Below are 15,657 nucleotides of genomic sequence, written 5' to 3' on the forward strand. Positions count from 1 at the left end.
CGGCGCTCAGTTCAGCGCGGCCAGCTTCTTGTCGATGTCGGACAGCTTGGCCTTCTTGTCGGCATCGCCGAGCACGGCGTCGGCCTCGATCTTGGTGCGCTGGCCGAACAGGTCGAGCTGGCGGATCGGCAGCAGCTGCTTGTCGCTCGATTCCTTGAAGCCCGAGAGCTTCGAAATCTTCATGACGATCTCCTTCTCGCGCGGATCGGTCTTGGCGTAGTTGTAGAAGAAGTTGCGCAGCTTGGCCTTGGTCGCCTCGGGCAGGTCCTTGCGCATGACGAGCGGGTCGAGCGGAATCAGCGGCGAGGTCCAGACGATCTTGATGTCCTTGAACTTCTCGGGGAAACGCTCCTTCACCTTCTCGAGGTTCTCGCTGTTGTTGGTGGCCACGTCGACCTGCTTGTTGGCCACGGCCAGCGCGTTGGTCTCGTGGTTGGCGCTGCGCGTCACCTTGAAGATCGACTTGGCATCGAGCTTGTTCTGCGCGAAGACGTAGAAGCCCGGCACCAGGTAGCCCGAGGTCGAGTTGGGATCGCCGTTGCCGAAGCTCAGGTTCTTCGCGTTCTTGAGCACGTCGTCCAGCGTGTTGAGCGGGCTCTCGCGGTTCACGATCAGGTGCGAGTAGTAGCCCTGCGTGCCGTCCGCGTTGACCATCTGCGCGAACACCTCGCCGCCCGCACGGTCGACCGCTTCCATCGCCGACTTGTTGCCGAACCAGCCGATGTGCACCTTGTTGAAGCGCATGCCTTCGATGATGCCGGCGTAGTCGGGCGCGAAGAAGGCCGTGACCTTGAGGCCCGTCTGGCGGCTCATGTCGTCGATCAGCGGCTGCCAGTCGCCCTTGAGGTTCTGCGTCGCCTCGGTCGAGATGATGCCGAAGTTGATGTCCTGCGCAAACGATGCGCCGGCCAGGCCGAGGCCCAGCGCGGTGGCGGCAATGAGTTTCTTGATCATGGATGGCTCCAGGAAGATTTTTGAAGAGAGGAAAAAAAGAAAAGCGCGTTCTTCGCGGGCTATGCAGCCTGCGCGGCCCACGACACGGGAGCCGCCGGGTTCAGCACGTGCACGTTGGCGCCTTCGGGCGCCGAGGCCGGTGCGGCGGGCCGCAGCAGCTCGTCGGCCTGCACGCCGTACAGGTCGCGCAGCAGTGCGGGCGTGAGCGCCGAGGAAGGTCCGTCGAACACCACCTGGCCCTGGTTCAGCGCCACCACGCGCGGGCAGTACTTCATCGCGATGTCGACCTGGTGCAGCGACACGATGACGGTGCAGCCGTCCTCGCGGTTGATGCGCGCGAGGATTTCCATCACCTTGCGCGACGACTCGGGATCGAGCGATGCAATGGGTTCGTCGGCCAGCACCACCTTGGCGCCCTGCACCAGCGTGCGCGCGATGGCCGCGCGCTGCTGCTGGCCGCCCGACAGCGTGGAGGCGCGCTGCGCATGGCAGTCGGCAATGCCCACGCGCCCCAGGGCCTCCAGCGCCAGCGCGCGCTCCTGCGCCGTGAACATGCGCAGCCAGCTGCGCCACCACGGCATGCGGTGCAGCGAGCCGACGAGCACGTTCACCAGCACCGGCAGCCGCGCCACCAGGTTGAACTGCTGGAACACGAAGCCGACCTGCGAGCGCACCTTGCGGATGTCGCGGTGGATGCGGCCGCCCTTCTGCACGCAGCAGCCGTCGATCTCGATGAGCGAGTCGGTTGCGCCATCGGCGGCCACCAGGCCCGCCACGTGCCGCAGCAAGGTGGACTTGCCGGAGCCCGAGGCGCCGATCAACGCCACCATCTCGCCGCGGTTCACGGCCAGGTTGACGTCGCGCAGCGCATGCCGGCCGTTGGCGAAGTGCTTGTTCAGTTGATGGATGCGCAGGACACCGGTCATCTTGGATTCCAAAGTCGTCTAGACAAGTGAAGTCTCGCGAGGCGTCGTGACATGCGCGCGACAGCTGCGCGACATTGCGGCGACAGCCGCGGCCGCGCCCCGGGCCACGCCCTCAGATCACGCGCCGGCCCTGGCGCCACACGCCGCGCACCACCGGGTGCCTGGCACCGCCGGCCATCTGGGTGATGCGCACCTGCACCAGGTCGGCGCGCAGCCCCGGTTCCAGGCTGCCGCGGTCGTGCAGGCCGGCCGCGCGCGCGGGTGCGCGGCTCACCATCGCCACCGCTTCGGGCAGCGTGCAGATGCCCTCGTCCACCAGCCGCATCACGGCGCTCATGAGGCTGCCGGGCACGTAGTCGGAAGAAAGAATGTCGAGCAGGCCCTGGCGCGCCAGCTCGGCCGCGGCCACGTTGCCCGAGTGCGAGCCGCCCCGCACCACGTTCGGCCCGCCCATGATGTTGGCGAGGCCGCGTTCGCGCGCGGCGCGCGCGGCCGCCAGCGTGGTCGGGAATTCCGACATGCTGGCGCCCTCCGCATGCGCCTGCTCCACATGCGCCACGGTGGTGTCGTCGTGGCTCGCGAGCGCAATGCCATGCACGCGGCAATGCTCGACGAAGTGCTGGCGGTGCGGCTGGGCATAGCGCGTCTGCAGCAGCACGGCCTCGGAGACGCGGCGGTCGAACTTGTCGTCGCTCCAGCCCTTCTTGCCGGTGTAGTAGACGCGCGCCACCTCGATGTTCTCCCACTGGCGCTGGCCCGGCGTGTGGTCCATGAGCGAGATCATCGACAGGCGCGGGTGCTTGCGGAACGGCTCGAACAGCTCGATGGTGTTGGGCGCCGGCAGTTCGCAGCGCACGTGCAGGTGGTGGTCGGCGCGCAGCAGGTCGCTCTCGATGCAGCCGTCGAGCACGCCGAGCAGCGTGTCCCAGGTGCTGCCGCGCAGGCTCTCGGGGTCGGCCTCGCCCACGCCCAGGGCGTCGAACACGGTGGTGATGCCGGCGGCGGCCACCTCGGCGTCGTGCGCGAGCAGCGCGGGCATCTCGGCCCACTGCACCTTGGGGCGCGGCATCAGGTGGCGCTCCAGGTTGTCGGTGTGCACCTCGACCAGGCCCGGGAACAGGTAGTCGCCCTCGAGGTCGAAGGTGCCCGCAGCGGTCGCGCCGCTGTCCAGCGCCTCGATGCGCCCGGAGGCCACCGAGAGCGCGCCGTGCACCACCTCGCCGGCCAGCACCATGCGCGCGTTGGAAAAGACGATGGGTGCTGCGCTCATGGCCGGGTGCTCCTGAAGTCGCCCACGTTGACGCGGCGGGTGGCCACGGCCGCGCCCACCTCGGCGTCGTGGAAGATGCCGACGATGGCCGCGCCGCGTGCCGTGGCTTCGCGGATCAGTTCGATCACGGTGGCCGTGTTGGCGGCATCCAGCGATGCGGTGGGCTCGTCCAGCAGCAACAGCGGCTTGGGCTTGATCATGTTGCGCGCGATGTTGATGCGCTGCTGCTCGCCGCCCGAGAAGGTGGCCGGCGGCAGGTGCCACAGGCGCTCGGGAATGCGCAGCCGCGCGAGCCAGCGGCGCGCCTCGGCGCGCGCGGCCTCGATGCCCGCGGGGTCGTCACCGGCGTCCTCGGCCAGCGGCTCGGCCACCACGTCGAGCGCGGGCACGCGCGGGATCACGCGCAGGAACTGGCTCACGTAGCCGATGGTGTCGCGCCGCAGGCGCACCAGCTCGCGCGGCGCCACCTCGGTCAGGTCCACCGGGCCGGCCGGCGCCTGCACCGTGATGCGGCCCGCGCTCGCGCGGTAGTTGGCATAGATGAGCTTGAGCAGCGTGCTCTTGCCCAGGCCCGAGGCGCCATCGAGCACCACGCATTCGCCTGCGCTCACGCAGAGGTCGACCGCGTCGAACACCGGCAGCTCCAGCTGGTTCTGGTGGTGCAGCGTGAAGCGCTTGGCCACGCCCTGGAGAAGAAGCAAGGGGGTCGTCATGGTTGGAGCACCGAGGAAACGAGAAGCTGGGTGTAGGCGTGCTGCGGGTCGTCCAGCACCTGGTCCGTGAGGCCGGTCTCGACCACGCGGCCCTGCTGCATCACGACCATGCGGTGCGCGAGCAGCCGCGCCACGGCGAGGTCGTGCGTGACCACGATGGCCGCGAGCTGCATCTGCCGCGTGAGCTGGCGCAGCAGGTCGAGCAGGCGGGCCTGCACCGACACATCAAGGCCCGAGGTCGGCTCGTCCATGAACACCAGCCGCGGCTGCGTGACCAGGTTGCGCGCGATCTGCAGGCGCTGGCGCATGCCGCCCGAAAAAGTGCGCGGCGTGTCGTCGATGCGCGCCGGATCGATCTCCACGCGCTGCAGCCAGTCGGCCGCGGTGGCGCGCACGCGGCCGTAGTGCCGCTCGCCCAGCCCCATGAGCCGCTCGCCCACGTTGGCGCCGGCCGAGACGTCCATGCGCAGGCCGTCGGCCGGGTTCTGGTGCACGAAGCCCCAGTCGGTGCGCGAGAGCAGGCGCTGCTGGGCCTCGGTCATCGCGAACACGTCCTGCAGGCCGCCGCCGCGCACATGGAACTGCACGCTGCCGGCGTCGGGACGGCTGCGCGCGGCAATGGCGTCGAGCAGGGTCGACTTGCCCGAGCCCGATTCGCCGACCACCGCCAGCACCTCGCCGGGCCAGAGGTCGAAGGAGGCGTCGTGCAGCGCCACGCGGTCGCCGTAGCGCTTGCCGACGCCGCGCACGCGCAGCAGCGGCAGGGAGGAAGCTTGCGCGGCGCTCATGCGAGGGCTCCGTCCATGGTGGCCGCCGAATCGGCCGCGGGGTCGGGCGACGTGGCAATGGCCGGCTGGCGCGACTGGCAGTAGTCGGAGTCGGAGCACACATGCATGCGCGCGCCCTGGTCGTCGGTGATCACTTCGTCGAGGAAGCTGTCGGTCGCGCCGCACAGCGCGCAGGGCGTGTCCCAGCGCTGGATCTCGAAGGGATGGTCCTCGAAGCCCAGGCTTTCGACCGGCGTGTAGGGCGGCACCGCGTAGATGCGCTTCTCGCGGCCGGCGCCGAACAGCTGCAGCGCGGGATTCATGTGCATCTTGGGGTTGTCGAACTTGGGGATCGGCGACGGCGACATCACGTAGCGGCCGTTCACCAGCACCGGGTAGTCGTAGGTGGTGGCGATGTGGCCGTAGCGCGCGATGTCCTCGTAGAGCTTCACGTGCATCAGCCCGTACTCGGCCAGCGCATGCAGCGTGCGCGTGGTGGTCTCGCGCGGCTCCAGCCGCTGCATCGGCTCGGGCACCGGCACCTGGTAGACCAGCACCTGTCCTTCGGAAAGCTGCGCCTCGGGAATGCGGTGGCGCGTCTGGATCAGCGTGGCTTCGGCCGTGCGCGTGGTGGTGTCCACGCCCGTGGTGCGCTCGAAGAAGCGGCGGATGTTGACGGCGTTGACGGTGTCGTCCGAGCCCTGGTCGATCACCTTGAGCACGTCGCGCGGGCCGATGACCGCGGCCGTCACCTGGATACCGCCCGTGCCCCAGCCGTAGGGCAGCGGCATCTCGCGCGAGCCGAAGGGTACCTGGTAGCCCGGAATGGCCACGGCCTTGAGGATGGCGCGGCGGATCATGCGCTTGGTGCGCTCGTCGAGGTAGGCGAAGTTGTATTCGGTGGTGGTCGTCATTCGTGGTCTCCCGCGCCGGCGGCGGCGCGCATCTTCCGCACGAGCTCGAGCTCGGACTGGAAGTCGACGTAGTGCGGCAGCTTCAGGTGCTGCACGAAACCCGAGGCTTCGAGGCTGTCGCTGTGCGAGAGCACGAACTCCTGCATCTGCGCGGGCGCCTCCACGGGCTCGCCGAGCTCGTCGGCGCGCAGCGCGCGGTCGACCAGGCTCATCGCCATGGCCTTGCGCTCGCAGTGGCCGAAGGCCAGGCCGTATCCGCGCGTGAACTGCGGCGGCTCGCTCTTGCTGCCCGCGAACTGGTTGACCATCTCGCATTCGGTGATCTCCAGGTCGCCGATGGAGATGGTGAAGTCGAGCTCCTCGGGCGCGAGCTCCAGCTCCACGCTGCCGAAGCGGATCTCGCCGACGAACGGGTGACTGTGCGAATAGCCGCGTTGCGTGGAATAGGCCATGGCCAGCAGAAAGCCCTCGTCGCCGCGCGCGAGGTTCTGCAGCCGCGTGGCCCGGTCGGCCGGAAAGCGCAGCGGCGCGCGCGTGAGGTCCACCGGTGCAGGGTCGCCGGGCGGCACCGGGCGGGTTTCGATCAGCCCCTCCTGGTTCAGCAGATCGACCACGCGCGGCGTGACTGCGGCGGGCGGCGTGGCCGCATCGGCCGCGGCCGCCGGCGCGGCCTGCTGCCGCCCCTCGGCCAGCAGCGCGAAGTCGAGCAGCCGCTGCGTGTAGTCGTGCGTCGCGCCCAGCACCTGGCCACCGGGCAGGTCCTTGAAGGTGGCGGAGATGCGGCGGTCCAGCGCCATGCGCGAGGTGTCGAGCGCCACGCTGTGGCCCAGGCGCGGCAGCGTCGCGCGGTAGGCGCGCAGCAGGAAGATGGCCTCTACCATGTCACCCGAGGCCTGCTTGATCGCGAGCGCGGCCAGTTCGGGGTCGTAGACCGAGCCCTCGGTCATCACGCGGTCGACCGCGAGCTTCAGCTGCTCGCGGATCTGGCGCACCGACAGCTCCGGCGTGCCGGTGTCGCCGCGGCGCTGTTCGGCCAGCAGCCGGTAGCTCGCGAGGATGGCGGCTTCCCCGCCCTTGACGGCAACGTACATCTCAAGCCTCCTGTTCGATGCGGGTGGTGCGCGGCAGACCGACGATGCGTTGCGGCGCGGCCAGGAACACATCCACGCCGCGCGGAAACAGCGCGTGGTTCGCAGACCATTGGGTGGTGAAGGCCGCTGCCAGGCCTTCCACTGCGATGCCGGTGCGGTCCTGGATGCCGGGGCCGCGCAGCGTCCAGCGCGGTGTGCTTCCTTCGGCCGGTGCGGAAACGTCCATCACCTCGGTCACATCGATCACGCAGGTGGCCGACTGGTCCGGATAGGCGTCGCTGCCCTGCGCGAAGGCATCGAGCGGCGGGCATGCATCGCCTTCGCCGATCCACGCGAACTGCGCCTGCGCGGGCGCGTCGACCAGCACGCAGCCGGTGTGGAAGCGCAGCCATGCGGCCGCGTCGCTGCCCGCGAGCGACGGCGACAGCCAGAGGCGGCAGTCGGGGTCGAGCAGCGCCAGCAGCAGCGCGGCCGAGGCGCCGTGCCCCTGCGGCGGCACCTGCGCATCGTGCGGCAGCTCGACGATGCGGCCCGGGTGCGAGAGCGCCTGCAGCGCCGAGCGGAACACCGCCTGGCTGCCGAGCGCGGCATCGGTGAATCCCGCGCCCAGGGTGGAAAGCATGTTGGCGTTCATTCGGAATCGTCCTCGTCCATGTCGGCGCCGCCGGCTTCGCGCGCCACCGTGAAGAACTCGACCTTGCTGGCCTGGGCGCGTGCATGGCGCTGTCCGCGCAGCGCCGCGAGATGCGCACGCACGGGCGCCAGCAGCCGGGCATCGAGCACGGCCTGCTGCGCCGGGTCCTGCAGCAGCGCGTCGGCCATGGCCGCGAGCTGTGCATGGCGGTGCGAACGGCCGAGCACATAGGCCACGCCCACCGCGGCGCCCGGCTGCGGCGCGGTGCCGCCCAGGCGCAGCGCGCAGCGCGTGACCGTCACCTCGCCCAGGTTGAAGCGCTCGCCGGTGCCGCCGGCGCGGCCCTGCACCATCACCAGGCCGGTCTCGGGCGCGCGCAGCCACTGGGGCGGGGTCTCGGCGTGGGGCGCGAGCGCCGGCTCGAGCAGCGAGACGGGCGCGCGCGCCAGCATCGCCAGCCACTGCGCGCGGCGCAGCGGGCGGGCCGCGGGTTCTGTGTCAAAGGCATGAAACATGAGAGTGATACGCTTGAAGTTGTATAGACAAATTCGGCAACTGACGCGAGCTTAGAGAGCGCGCAAGTAGGTTTAATGACAAGCACGACCACGACCCCTGCCTCCGCGCTGGCTCCGCGCTCCTCCTCCACCACCACCGAACGCACCGCACGCGACAGCTTCTGGATCCGCATCGCGGCCGACCTGGCCGAGGCCATTGCGCGCGGCGTGTACTCGCCGGGCCAGCGCCTGCCCTCCGAGCACGCGCTGGCCGAGCAGTTCGGCGTGAACCGCCACACCATCCGCCGCTCGCTCGCCAACCTCTGCAGCCAGGGGCTGCTGCGCGTGACGCAGGGCAGCGGCACCTATGTGGAAGAGTTCGCGATCGACCTCGCGCTGGCCAAGCGCCCGCGCTTCCAGCGCAGCATGGCGCTGGCGGGGCTGCGCGGCGCGTTGCGCGTGACCGGCGCGAGCACCGTGCGCGCCACCGCGGCGCAGGCGCGTTCGCTCGCGGTGCCGGCGCGCAGTTCGCTGCTGTGCCTGCAGGTGATCGGCGAAGCCGAAGGCCAGCCGCTGCATTGCAGCGAACGCTTCTTTCCACTGCCGCGCTTCGCAGGACTCGAAGCCGTGGTGCGCGAGACGGGCTCCATCACCGCCGGCTTCGAAGCCCACGGCGTGGCCGACTACACGCGCCACCACAGCCGCATCACGGCGCAGATGCCCGAGGCCGCGATCGCCGCGCAGTTGCGCCAGCCGGTCAGCCGGCCGGTGCTGTTCGTGGAGAGCGTGAACGTCGACACCGCGGGCGTGCCGATCGAATACGCAAAGGCCTGGTTCGCGGGCGACCGCACCTCATTGACGGTGGCGCACGATGACTGAGGCCGTACCTCGCAGGCGCGGCGCGGCGCACCGCTACGCGGCCTATTTCGCACCCCCCATCGGCAGCGCGGGGTGGGACACCGGCAGCCACTGGCTCGGACGCTGCGCGGCAAGCGGGCAGCCGCTGCCGCAACCCGCCATCGACGGCCTGCCGCCCGCGCGGCAGCAGGCACTGACGGCCGCGCCGCGGCGCTATGGCTGGCATGCCACGCTGAAGGCGCCCTTCGCCCTGCCCTCGCACCTGAACGCGGCGTCGCTGCGCACCGGCATCCGCCACATCTGCAAGGCCTGGGAACCCTTCGACATGCCGGCGCTGCAGGTGGTGCGGCTCGACGACTTCCTCGCGCTCGTGCCCGTGGTGCCCAGCCGCGCGCTGAACGCCATGGCCAGCGCCTGCGTGACCGGCCTGCATGCCTTCGCCGCGCCGCTGCCGCCGGCCGAATTGCAGCGCCGCCGCGCGAGCGGTCTAACGCCCGAGGAAGACGCGCTGCTGCAGCGCTGGGGCTACCCGTTCGTGCTCGACCGCTTCCGCTTCCACCTCTCGCTGACCGGCTCGCTGCGCGAGGCCGACGAGGCCGAGGTGCAGGCATTGCACGACGCGGCACAACGGCACTTCGGCGCGCTGCCCGCGCAACGCTTCGATGCGATCAGCCTGTTCGCGGAGCCCGAGCCGCGCGCGGACTTCGTGTGCATCGAACAGATGGCGCTGGGTGCATGAACGCCGCGCAGACCGGCCGCCTGGTCTACGTCGTCGGCCCTTCGGGCGCCGGCAAGGACAGCGTCATCGACTGGCTGAGGCAGCAGCTGCCGCAGGACGCCCGCGTGCACTTCGCGCGCCGCACCATCACGCGCGCGGTGCAGCCGGGCGGCGAGCAGCACGACAGTGTCGACGTGGCCGCCTTCATGCGCCTGCGCGAGGCCGGCGCGTTCGCGATGCACTGGGAAGCCAATGCCCTGCACTACGGCATCGCGCGCGAAGAACTCGCCGCGCGCTGCGACGGCAGGACCGTGATCGTGAACGGCTCGCGCGCCTACCTGCCCCGGGCCGCGCGGCTCTTTCCCGAACTGGTGGTCGCCCACATCACGGCCGACGCCCAGACGCTGCGCCGCCGGCTGCTCGCGCGCGAGCGGGAAACGCCGCAGATGGTCGATGCGCGCGTGCGGCGGGCGCTCGACTTCCAACTGCCGCCGGGCATCGCGGCCATCGAGGTCCGCAACGATGCGGCACTCGCGGATGCCGGCGCGCAATTGCAGCAGGCACTGAAGGCATGGCAGTGCCTCTGAGCGGCTGCGGTAAAACCCGCAGGCAGTAATTCGATTGGCGTAGGTTTCGCATTCGGCACGTCGCCTTAGAACTTTCAATTTAAGCGACTCGCGAAAGTAGCGAAAGAACCCGTTCCGCGGCAGGGATGTCCCGCATGGAATCGATCGACTGAGGCGATTCTTCCAGCGTCTAATGGGACTCACCATGCAAGGAGTCGCCACATGAAGGACACGGACTGCATACGCAAGGCCCACGCCTGCGCGGCGGACCCCCGCAAGGCCGCGCAGGAATTCCATGCGATGGTGGCGCAGCCCGGCATGGCGCTGGTGATCTTCTATTGCTCCAGCGACTACGACCTCGATGCGCTGGCCGACGAGATGAAGCGCCTGTTCGGCGACGTGCCGGTGGTCGGCTGCACCACCGCCGGGGAGATCGGCCCCGCGGGTTTGCGCGACCACAGCCTGGCGGGTGCGAGCTTTCCGGCCAGCCACTTCAGGGTGGCGGCGGGCCAGGTCGAGCAGCTGCAGCAGTTCAAGGTCGAGGCCGGCCAGGACTTCGCGCAGGCGCTGCTGCACAAGCTGCTGGCCGAGGGCCCGCCCGGCGATGCGGACCACAGCTTCGCGCTGCTGCTGATCGACGGCCTGTCGCTGCGCGAAGAACCCGTCACGCGCGCCTTCCAGACTGCGCTGGGCAGGCTTCCGCTGCTCGGCGGTTCGGCCGGCGACGGCATGAAGTTCGACCGGACCCAGGTCTACTGGGACGGCCGGTTCGGCGCCGACTGCGCGGTGCTGGTGCTGGTGGCCTCGCGCATGCCGTTTCGCATCTTCAAGACGCAGCACGTGGTTGCCACCGACGACAGGCTGGTCGTGACAGAGGCCGACGCCGCTTCGCGCACCGTCAAGGAAATCAACGGCCTGCCGGCGAGCCAGGAGTACGCGAGGATGCTGGGCATCGACGCCTCCGACCTGGATCCCTCGCGCTTTGCGGCCTGGCCGGTGGTGCTGACGATCGGCGGCACCACCTACGTGCGCTCGATCCAGAAGGCCAACGCGGACGGCAGCCTCACGTTCTTCTGCGCGATCGAGAACGGGCTGGTGCTGCGCGTGGCCCGGGGCGTGGACCTGCTGCAGAACCTCGAGCAGGCCTTTGCCGGCATACGCGCCGAGATCGGCCCCCCGCAGCTGGTGCTGGGCTACGACTGCATCCTGCGCAAGCTCGAAATCGCGCAGAGCAGCGCGAAGGACCGCATCGGCGAACTCCTGCAGCAGAACAACACGGTCGGCTTCCACACCTACGGGGAGCAGTTCCGCGGCGTGCACGTCAACCAGACGCTGGTCGGCATTGCATTCGGCACTAACGGCGAGGGGGCCACTCATGCTTGAGTCTGCAACACTGCCGCGCCCCGGTGCGCAAGCGCTTTCCTCCAAGGACGAGATCGCACGGCTCAACAAGATCGTCCAGGCCCTGATGGACCGGGCCGAGCGCAGCGCCAATGCGCAGGGCTCGGACTTCAACCTCTTCCAGACCACCATCATGCTGGAGGAGCAGGTGCTCAGCCGCACCGCGGAACTTGAAGCGGCGCTGCGCGAGAACGAAGAGGTCAACCGGGTGCTGCGCAAGACGCAGGCCGACCTGGTGGCCGCGGCGCGTTCGGCCGGCATGGCCGAGATCGCCACCAACGTGCTGCACAACGTGGGCAACGTGCTCAACAGCGTCAACGTGTCGGCCGGGCTGATTCTTTCCAGGGTCCGCGCGTCCAAGGTGGAAGGACTCGCGCGTGCGGTGCAATTGATGAACGCGCATGCGGATGGGCTGGGCGCGTTCCTCGCCTCCGACCCCAAGGGCAAGCTGCTCCCGGGCTACCTGATGCAGCTGGCGCCGCTCCTGGTGGCGGAGCAGCGCACCGTCGTCGACGAGCTGGTGGCGCTGGGCAAGAGCGTCGACCACATCAAGGAAATCATCGCCGCGCAGCAGGCCCATGCCCGCGCCTCCAGCCTGATCGAGCCGATACGCATCCACGAGCTCGTCGAGGACGCGCTGCGCATGAACGCATCGGGCGCGGCGCGCTACCAGGTGGTGATCGGGAGCGGCCTCGTCCGCCTTCCCGAACTGCCGCTGGACCGGGGCCGCCTGCTGCAGGTGCTGATGAACCTCGTGCGCAATGCCAGGCAGGCGATGGAAGCGGTGGCGGACGACCGCGCCAAGCTCATGCTCGATGCGGAGATCGTCGGGGACGAGGTGCTGCGCATCCGCGTGGCAGACACGGGCGTCGGCATCGCCCCCGATAACCTCACGCGCGTGTTCATGCACGGGTTCACCACCAGGAAGGACGGCCACGGCTTCGGCCTGCACAGCGCAGCCATCGCGGCGCGCGAGATGGGCGGCACGCTGGCAGTGCACAGCGACGGACCCGGCACCGGCGCCACCTTCACGCTCGAACTTCCGATCAGAAAGGCCGCAGAGACGCCATGAGCAAACCGCAGAACCGCCGCATCCTGCTGGCTGACGACACGCCGGCCATCCACGAGGACTTCCGCAAGATCCTTCTTCCGGCGGCCGCGGACGCGAACCTGGACGACCTGGAGTCCGCGCTGTTCGGAACCTCGGCCAGGAAAGGCGACGTGGACTTCGTGCTGGACAGCGCCTACCAGGGCGAGGAGGCGCTTGCCAAGCTGCGCGCGGCATTGGCGGCCGAGGCACCCTACGCCATGGCGTTCATCGACATGCGCATGCCGCCGGGGTGGGACGGCGTCGAGACCATCGAGCAGCTGTGGCTCGAAGACCCGCGCCTGCAGATCGTGATCTGCACGGCCTATGCGGACCAGTCGTGGGTCGAGGTGTTCGATCGGCTGGACGCGCGCGACCGCCTGCTGGTACTCAAGAAGCCCTTCGATCCGATCGAGGTGCGCCAGCTGGCCAGCGCGCTCACCATGAAGTGGCAGATGACGGAAGACGCCGCCTTCAAGATGAACCAGCTCGAGCAGGCCGTGGAGGAACGCACGCGCGAGCTGTCGGACGCCAACATCATCGTGCAGAACAGCCCGACCATCCTCTACCGGCTGCGCGGCGAGCCGGCGTTCCCGCTGATCTACATCTCGCACAACATCACCAAGTTCGGCCACGAACCGGCGGCCCTCTTGGCCAACCCGGACTGGGCGGACGTGCTGATCGACCCGGCCGACCAGCCCGGCGTGGCCGCCGCGATGGCGCGCGTGCTCGAAAAGGACGCCGAAGGCGCCTCCATCGAATACCGCCTGTGCACCGGCGACGGCGCGCGGCGCTGGGTCGAGAACCGTTATGTTCCGGTGCGCGACAAGGACGGCCGGCTCATCGAGGTCGAGGGCATCGTCATCGACGTCACCGAGCGCAAGGCGGCGGAGGAGCAACTGGCAAAGCTGGCGCGCACCGACGGGCTCACGGGCCTGGCCAACCGCGCCACCCTCGTCGAGCGCCTGCACCAGGCCCACGCGGCGGCACGGCGCGGCTCCGTGCCGTTTGCGCTCCATTGCCTCGACCTGGACCACTTCAAGCCGGTCAACGACATGTTCGGCCATCCGGGCGGCGACCTGCTGCTGCGCGAGGTGGCGCTGCGCCTGAAGAACTGCACGCGCGAGACCGACGTGGTGGCGCGCCTGGGCGGCGACGAGTTTGCCGTGCTGCAAAGCGAAATGGCCGACGCGGCCGCCGCGGGCGCCCTGGCCGCGAAGATCCAGCAGGAGCTCGCGCGCCCGTACATGATCGACGGCAACCAGGTGCATGCCTCGGCCAGCATCGGCATCTGCCCCTACACCCCGGGCAGCGAGAGCCCGGAGGAAATGCTCGCGCAGGCCGACCTGGCGCTCTACCGCTCGAAGGAGCAGGGGCGTAACCAATATCACTTCCACTCCGAGGAACTCGACTTCGAAGTGCGCGACCGCGTGGCGCTCGGCGAAGACCTGAAGCAGGCCATCGAGCGCGAACAGCTGGAGCTTTATTACCAGCCGCAGGTCGAGCTGTCCTCCGGAAAGATCGTGGGCGTGGAGGCGCTGCTGCGCTGGAACCACCCCAGGCGCGGCCTGCTCGAGGCGAACGCGTTCGTGCCGATTGCCGAGCGCACCGGCGGCATCGTCGCGCTCGGCCGCTGGGTGCTGGACCAGGCCTGCAGGCAGCTGAGCGTGTGGCGCGAACAGGGCGTGGCGCCGCCGGTGGTGGCTATCAACCTGTCGCTCGGACAACTCCGGCAGGGCGGCGAGCTGATCCGCGACGTGACCGAGAGCCTCGCGAAATGGCGGCTCGATCCGTCCGTGCTGGAATTCGACGTGACGGAGTCGACGCTGGCCCAGATGACATGGACCCACAACGACGTGCTGCCCAGGCTGAGGGCGCTCGGCGTGCGCATTGCGATCGACGACTTCGGCACCGAATACTCGTCGTTCGAATACCTGCGCACCTACCGCGTGAACCACCTGAAGATCGCGCAGTCGATGCTCCAGCGCGCGATCGACGACCCGGACAGCGCGGCCACGGTTCGCGCCATCATGAATCTCGCGCGCGAGGCGCGCATCGGCATCATCGTGGAGGGACTGGAGACCGAGACGCAGCTTGCGTTCCTTCAATCGACCGGCGCCACCACGATGGCGCAGGGCTACTACTTCAGCGAGGCCGTGATGGCCACCGAGGCCGGCGACTTGCTGCGCTCGGGCACCATGGCGCAGAGCGAACGCAGCAAGGGCGGAGAGCACGGGGCCGCAGCATGAAAGAAGCACTCCTGATCTTCGCCGCGACGTGGGGCTTCGCTGCCTTGCCGCCGGCGGCGCATGCCGATCCCGTGGTGCTGTCGCTGGTGCACGCCGCCACCACCACGCATCCGGCTCATCTGGCGGCGCTCCAGTTCGCCAAGCGGGTCGAGGAGCGCACCCACGGGCAGATCCGCACGGAGATCTTTCCCGCGTCCCAGCTCGGCAGCGAGAACGAACTGCTGCAGAAGGTCCGGCTGGGCGCGGTCGACATGGACGTGACCTCGATGAACTACCTCATCAAGTACGAGAAGACGTTCTCCGTCGTCGTCATGCCGTATCTCTTCGACAGCTATGCGCATGCCCACCGCGTGCTCGATGGCCCGGCAATGAACTGGCTCGCGCCGCTGGCCGAGAAGCAGGGCTTCGTCATCCTGTCCAACTGGGAATGGGGATTCCGCAACATCACCAACAGCAAGCGCCCGATCAACGTGCCCGAAGACGTGCGGGGCCTCAGGGTGCGCGTTCCGCCCGTCGCCGAACTCGAGGCCACCATGCAGGCGCTGGGCGCGCAGGTCAGCAAGGTCGGCTTCAAGGAGCTTCCCCAGGCGCTGGCGCAGGGCCTGGTCGACGGCCAGGAGAACCCGCTCAACGTCATCTACTACAACAAGCTGTACGAAGCGCAAAAGCACCTCGCCCTGACCCGCCATGTGTACTACAACACGCTCCACCTCATGAGCACCGCGACCTGGGCGAAGCTCACGCCGGCCGAGCAGGCGATCGTGCGTGAAGAGAGCAAGGCGGCGGGCGACGGCATGCGCAAGAAGATCATTGCCGAAGAGGAGGAGCTGATCGCAAAGATGGCTGCCGCCGGCGTGAAGGTCACGCGCCCCGACCCGGCACCGTTCCGCGCGGCCACGCAGGGCGCCCGCGACGAGATCAGGCGCTTCGCGGGCGACGAGAACGTGCGCACGTTCCTGAAGATGGTCGACGCAGAGCGAAGGCAATGATGCATCTCTCCAACAGCGACCTGGGA

16 protein-coding genes are annotated in these 15,657 nt (G+C 69.2%); 7 read left to right on the forward strand and 9 right to left on the reverse strand.

The genetic code is table 11. The features are described from left to right. Window positions 1–6 precede the first annotated feature (6 nt). The 9 genes from phnD to phnG form a co-directional block, all read right to left on the reverse strand. Window positions 7–954 carry a phosphonate ABC transporter substrate-binding protein gene (gene phnD / locus AC1DSC_RS20545; protein ID WP_436288414.1) on the reverse strand — a complete coding sequence of 316 codons (948 nt, stop codon included), beginning with the start codon at window positions 952–954 and terminating at the stop codon, window positions 7–9. Between the two features lie 59 nt (window positions 955–1,013). Further along, the gene (phnC, locus tag AC1DSC_RS20550) at window positions 1,014–1,880 is read right to left on the reverse strand and encodes a phosphonate ABC transporter ATP-binding protein (protein ID WP_278879106.1); all 867 of its coding nucleotides are present in this window, start codon (window positions 1,878–1,880) and stop codon (window positions 1,014–1,016) included. A gap of 112 nt (window positions 1,881–1,992) precedes the next feature. After that, window positions 1,993–3,150, reverse strand: a complete 1,158-nt coding sequence (locus tag AC1DSC_RS20555) for an alpha-D-ribose 1-methylphosphonate 5-triphosphate diphosphatase (protein ID WP_436288413.1) — start codon at window positions 3,148–3,150, stop codon at window positions 1,993–1,995. Next, window positions 3,147–3,863, reverse strand: a complete 717-nt coding sequence (gene phnL, locus AC1DSC_RS20560; RefSeq protein ID WP_436288412.1) for a phosphonate C-P lyase system protein PhnL — start codon at window positions 3,861–3,863, stop codon at window positions 3,147–3,149. The genes AC1DSC_RS20555 and phnL overlap by 4 nt, the downstream gene beginning before the upstream one ends. Further along, window positions 3,860–4,651, reverse strand: a complete 792-nt coding sequence (gene phnK, locus AC1DSC_RS20565; protein ID WP_369664782.1) for a phosphonate C-P lyase system protein PhnK — start codon at window positions 4,649–4,651, stop codon at window positions 3,860–3,862. Before phnK ends, phnL begins: the two co-directional genes overlap by 4 nt. Beyond that, complete coding sequence (locus AC1DSC_RS20570; protein WP_436288411.1) at window positions 4,648–5,544, reverse strand: alpha-D-ribose 1-methylphosphonate 5-phosphate C-P-lyase PhnJ; 897 nt, start codon at window positions 5,542–5,544, stop codon at window positions 4,648–4,650. The genes phnK and AC1DSC_RS20570 overlap by 4 nt, the downstream gene beginning before the upstream one ends. After that, window positions 5,541–6,635, reverse strand: a complete 1,095-nt coding sequence (locus AC1DSC_RS20575; RefSeq protein WP_436288410.1) for a carbon-phosphorus lyase complex subunit — start codon at window positions 6,633–6,635, stop codon at window positions 5,541–5,543. Before AC1DSC_RS20575 ends, AC1DSC_RS20570 begins: the two co-directional genes overlap by 4 nt. 1 nt (window position 6,636) lies before the next feature. Continuing rightward, window positions 6,637–7,269 (reverse strand): phosphonate C-P lyase system protein PhnH, encoded by a 633-nt coding sequence (phnH, locus tag AC1DSC_RS20580; RefSeq protein WP_436288409.1) that lies wholly within the window; start codon window positions 7,267–7,269, stop codon window positions 6,637–6,639. Continuing rightward, on the reverse strand, window positions 7,266–7,784 hold the full coding sequence (phnG, locus tag AC1DSC_RS20585; protein ID WP_436288408.1) for a phosphonate C-P lyase system protein PhnG: 519 nt from the start codon (window positions 7,782–7,784) through the stop codon (window positions 7,266–7,268). Before phnG ends, phnH begins: the two co-directional genes overlap by 4 nt. Before the next feature lie 75 nt (window positions 7,785–7,859). On the opposite strand from phnG, the gene phnF reads away from it, so the two are divergent. The 7 genes from phnF to AC1DSC_RS20620 all read left to right on the forward strand — a co-directional run bounded on the left by phnF (window position 7,860) and on the right by AC1DSC_RS20620 (window position 15,631). Beyond that, the gene (gene phnF, locus AC1DSC_RS20590; RefSeq protein WP_436288407.1) at window positions 7,860–8,642 is read left to right on the forward strand and encodes a phosphonate metabolism transcriptional regulator PhnF; all 783 of its coding nucleotides are present in this window, start codon (window positions 7,860–7,862) and stop codon (window positions 8,640–8,642) included. Beyond that, window positions 8,635–9,360: a DUF1045 domain-containing protein gene (locus tag AC1DSC_RS20595; RefSeq protein ID WP_436288406.1), complete on the forward strand. Its 726-nt coding sequence runs from the start codon at window positions 8,635–8,637 to the stop codon at window positions 9,358–9,360. The genes phnF and AC1DSC_RS20595 overlap by 8 nt, the downstream gene beginning before the upstream one ends. Then, on the forward strand, window positions 9,357–9,926 hold the full coding sequence (gene phnN / locus AC1DSC_RS20600) for a phosphonate metabolism protein/1,5-bisphosphokinase (PRPP-forming) PhnN (protein WP_436288405.1): 570 nt from the start codon (window positions 9,357–9,359) through the stop codon (window positions 9,924–9,926). The genes AC1DSC_RS20595 and phnN overlap by 4 nt, the downstream gene beginning before the upstream one ends. Before the next feature lie 201 nt (window positions 9,927–10,127). Further along, a complete protein-coding gene (gene nosP, locus AC1DSC_RS20605) occupies window positions 10,128–11,288 on the forward strand; it encodes a nitric oxide-sensing protein NosP (protein WP_436288404.1) in 1,161 nt (386 codons plus the stop codon). Beyond that, a complete protein-coding gene (locus tag AC1DSC_RS20610) occupies window positions 11,281–12,378 on the forward strand; it encodes a sensor histidine kinase (protein WP_436288403.1) in 1,098 nt (365 codons plus the stop codon). Before nosP ends, AC1DSC_RS20610 begins: the two co-directional genes overlap by 8 nt. Continuing rightward, entirely contained in the window at window positions 12,375–14,642 is a 2,268-nt protein-coding gene (locus AC1DSC_RS20615; protein ID WP_436288402.1) for an EAL domain-containing protein, read from the forward strand. Before AC1DSC_RS20610 ends, AC1DSC_RS20615 begins: the two co-directional genes overlap by 4 nt. Then, a complete protein-coding gene (locus AC1DSC_RS20620) occupies window positions 14,639–15,631 on the forward strand; it encodes a TRAP transporter substrate-binding protein (RefSeq protein ID WP_436288401.1) in 993 nt (330 codons plus the stop codon). Before AC1DSC_RS20615 ends, AC1DSC_RS20620 begins: the two co-directional genes overlap by 4 nt. The last annotated feature ends 26 nt before the right edge of the window (window positions 15,632–15,657 follow it).

The organism is Variovorax sp. 01N425, from assembly GCF_056399465.1.

What these genes read in the sequence shown, in the direction of transcription:
- phnG (WP_436288408.1), bottom strand. Translation starts at nt 7,784, where the DNA reads ATGTTTCATGCCTTTGACACAGAACCCGCGGCCCGCCCGCTGCGCCGC.
- AC1DSC_RS20610 (WP_436288403.1), top strand. Translation starts at nt 11,281, where the DNA reads ATGCTTGAGTCTGCAACACTGCCGCGCCCCGGTGCGCAAGCGCTTTCC.
- phnK (WP_369664782.1), bottom strand. Translation starts at nt 4,651, where the DNA reads ATGAGCGCCGCGCAAGCTTCCTCCCTGCCGCTGCTGCGCGTGCGCGGC.
- phnF (WP_436288407.1), top strand. Translation starts at nt 7,860, where the DNA reads ATGACAAGCACGACCACGACCCCTGCCTCCGCGCTGGCTCCGCGCTCC.
- AC1DSC_RS20575 (WP_436288410.1), bottom strand. Translation starts at nt 6,635, where the DNA reads ATGTACGTTGCCGTCAAGGGCGGGGAAGCCGCCATCCTCGCGAGCTAC.
- AC1DSC_RS20620 (WP_436288401.1), top strand. Translation starts at nt 14,639, where the DNA reads ATGAAAGAAGCACTCCTGATCTTCGCCGCGACGTGGGGCTTCGCTGCC.
- AC1DSC_RS20595 (WP_436288406.1), top strand. Translation starts at nt 8,635, where the DNA reads ATGACTGAGGCCGTACCTCGCAGGCGCGGCGCGGCGCACCGCTACGCG.
- AC1DSC_RS20555 (WP_436288413.1), bottom strand. Translation starts at nt 3,150, where the DNA reads ATGAGCGCAGCACCCATCGTCTTTTCCAACGCGCGCATGGTGCTGGCC.
- AC1DSC_RS20615 (WP_436288402.1), top strand. Translation starts at nt 12,375, where the DNA reads ATGAGCAAACCGCAGAACCGCCGCATCCTGCTGGCTGACGACACGCCG.
- AC1DSC_RS20570 (WP_436288411.1), bottom strand. Translation starts at nt 5,544, where the DNA reads ATGACGACCACCACCGAATACAACTTCGCCTACCTCGACGAGCGCACC.
- phnN (WP_436288405.1), top strand. Translation starts at nt 9,357, where the DNA reads ATGAACGCCGCGCAGACCGGCCGCCTGGTCTACGTCGTCGGCCCTTCG.
- phnH (WP_436288409.1), bottom strand. Translation starts at nt 7,269, where the DNA reads ATGAACGCCAACATGCTTTCCACCCTGGGCGCGGGATTCACCGATGCC.
- nosP (WP_436288404.1), top strand. Translation starts at nt 10,128, where the DNA reads ATGAAGGACACGGACTGCATACGCAAGGCCCACGCCTGCGCGGCGGAC.
- phnL (WP_436288412.1), bottom strand. Translation starts at nt 3,863, where the DNA reads ATGACGACCCCCTTGCTTCTTCTCCAGGGCGTGGCCAAGCGCTTCACG.
- phnC (WP_278879106.1), bottom strand. Translation starts at nt 1,880, where the DNA reads ATGACCGGTGTCCTGCGCATCCATCAACTGAACAAGCACTTCGCCAAC.
- phnD (WP_436288414.1), bottom strand. Translation starts at nt 954, where the DNA reads ATGATCAAGAAACTCATTGCCGCCACCGCGCTGGGCCTCGGCCTGGCC.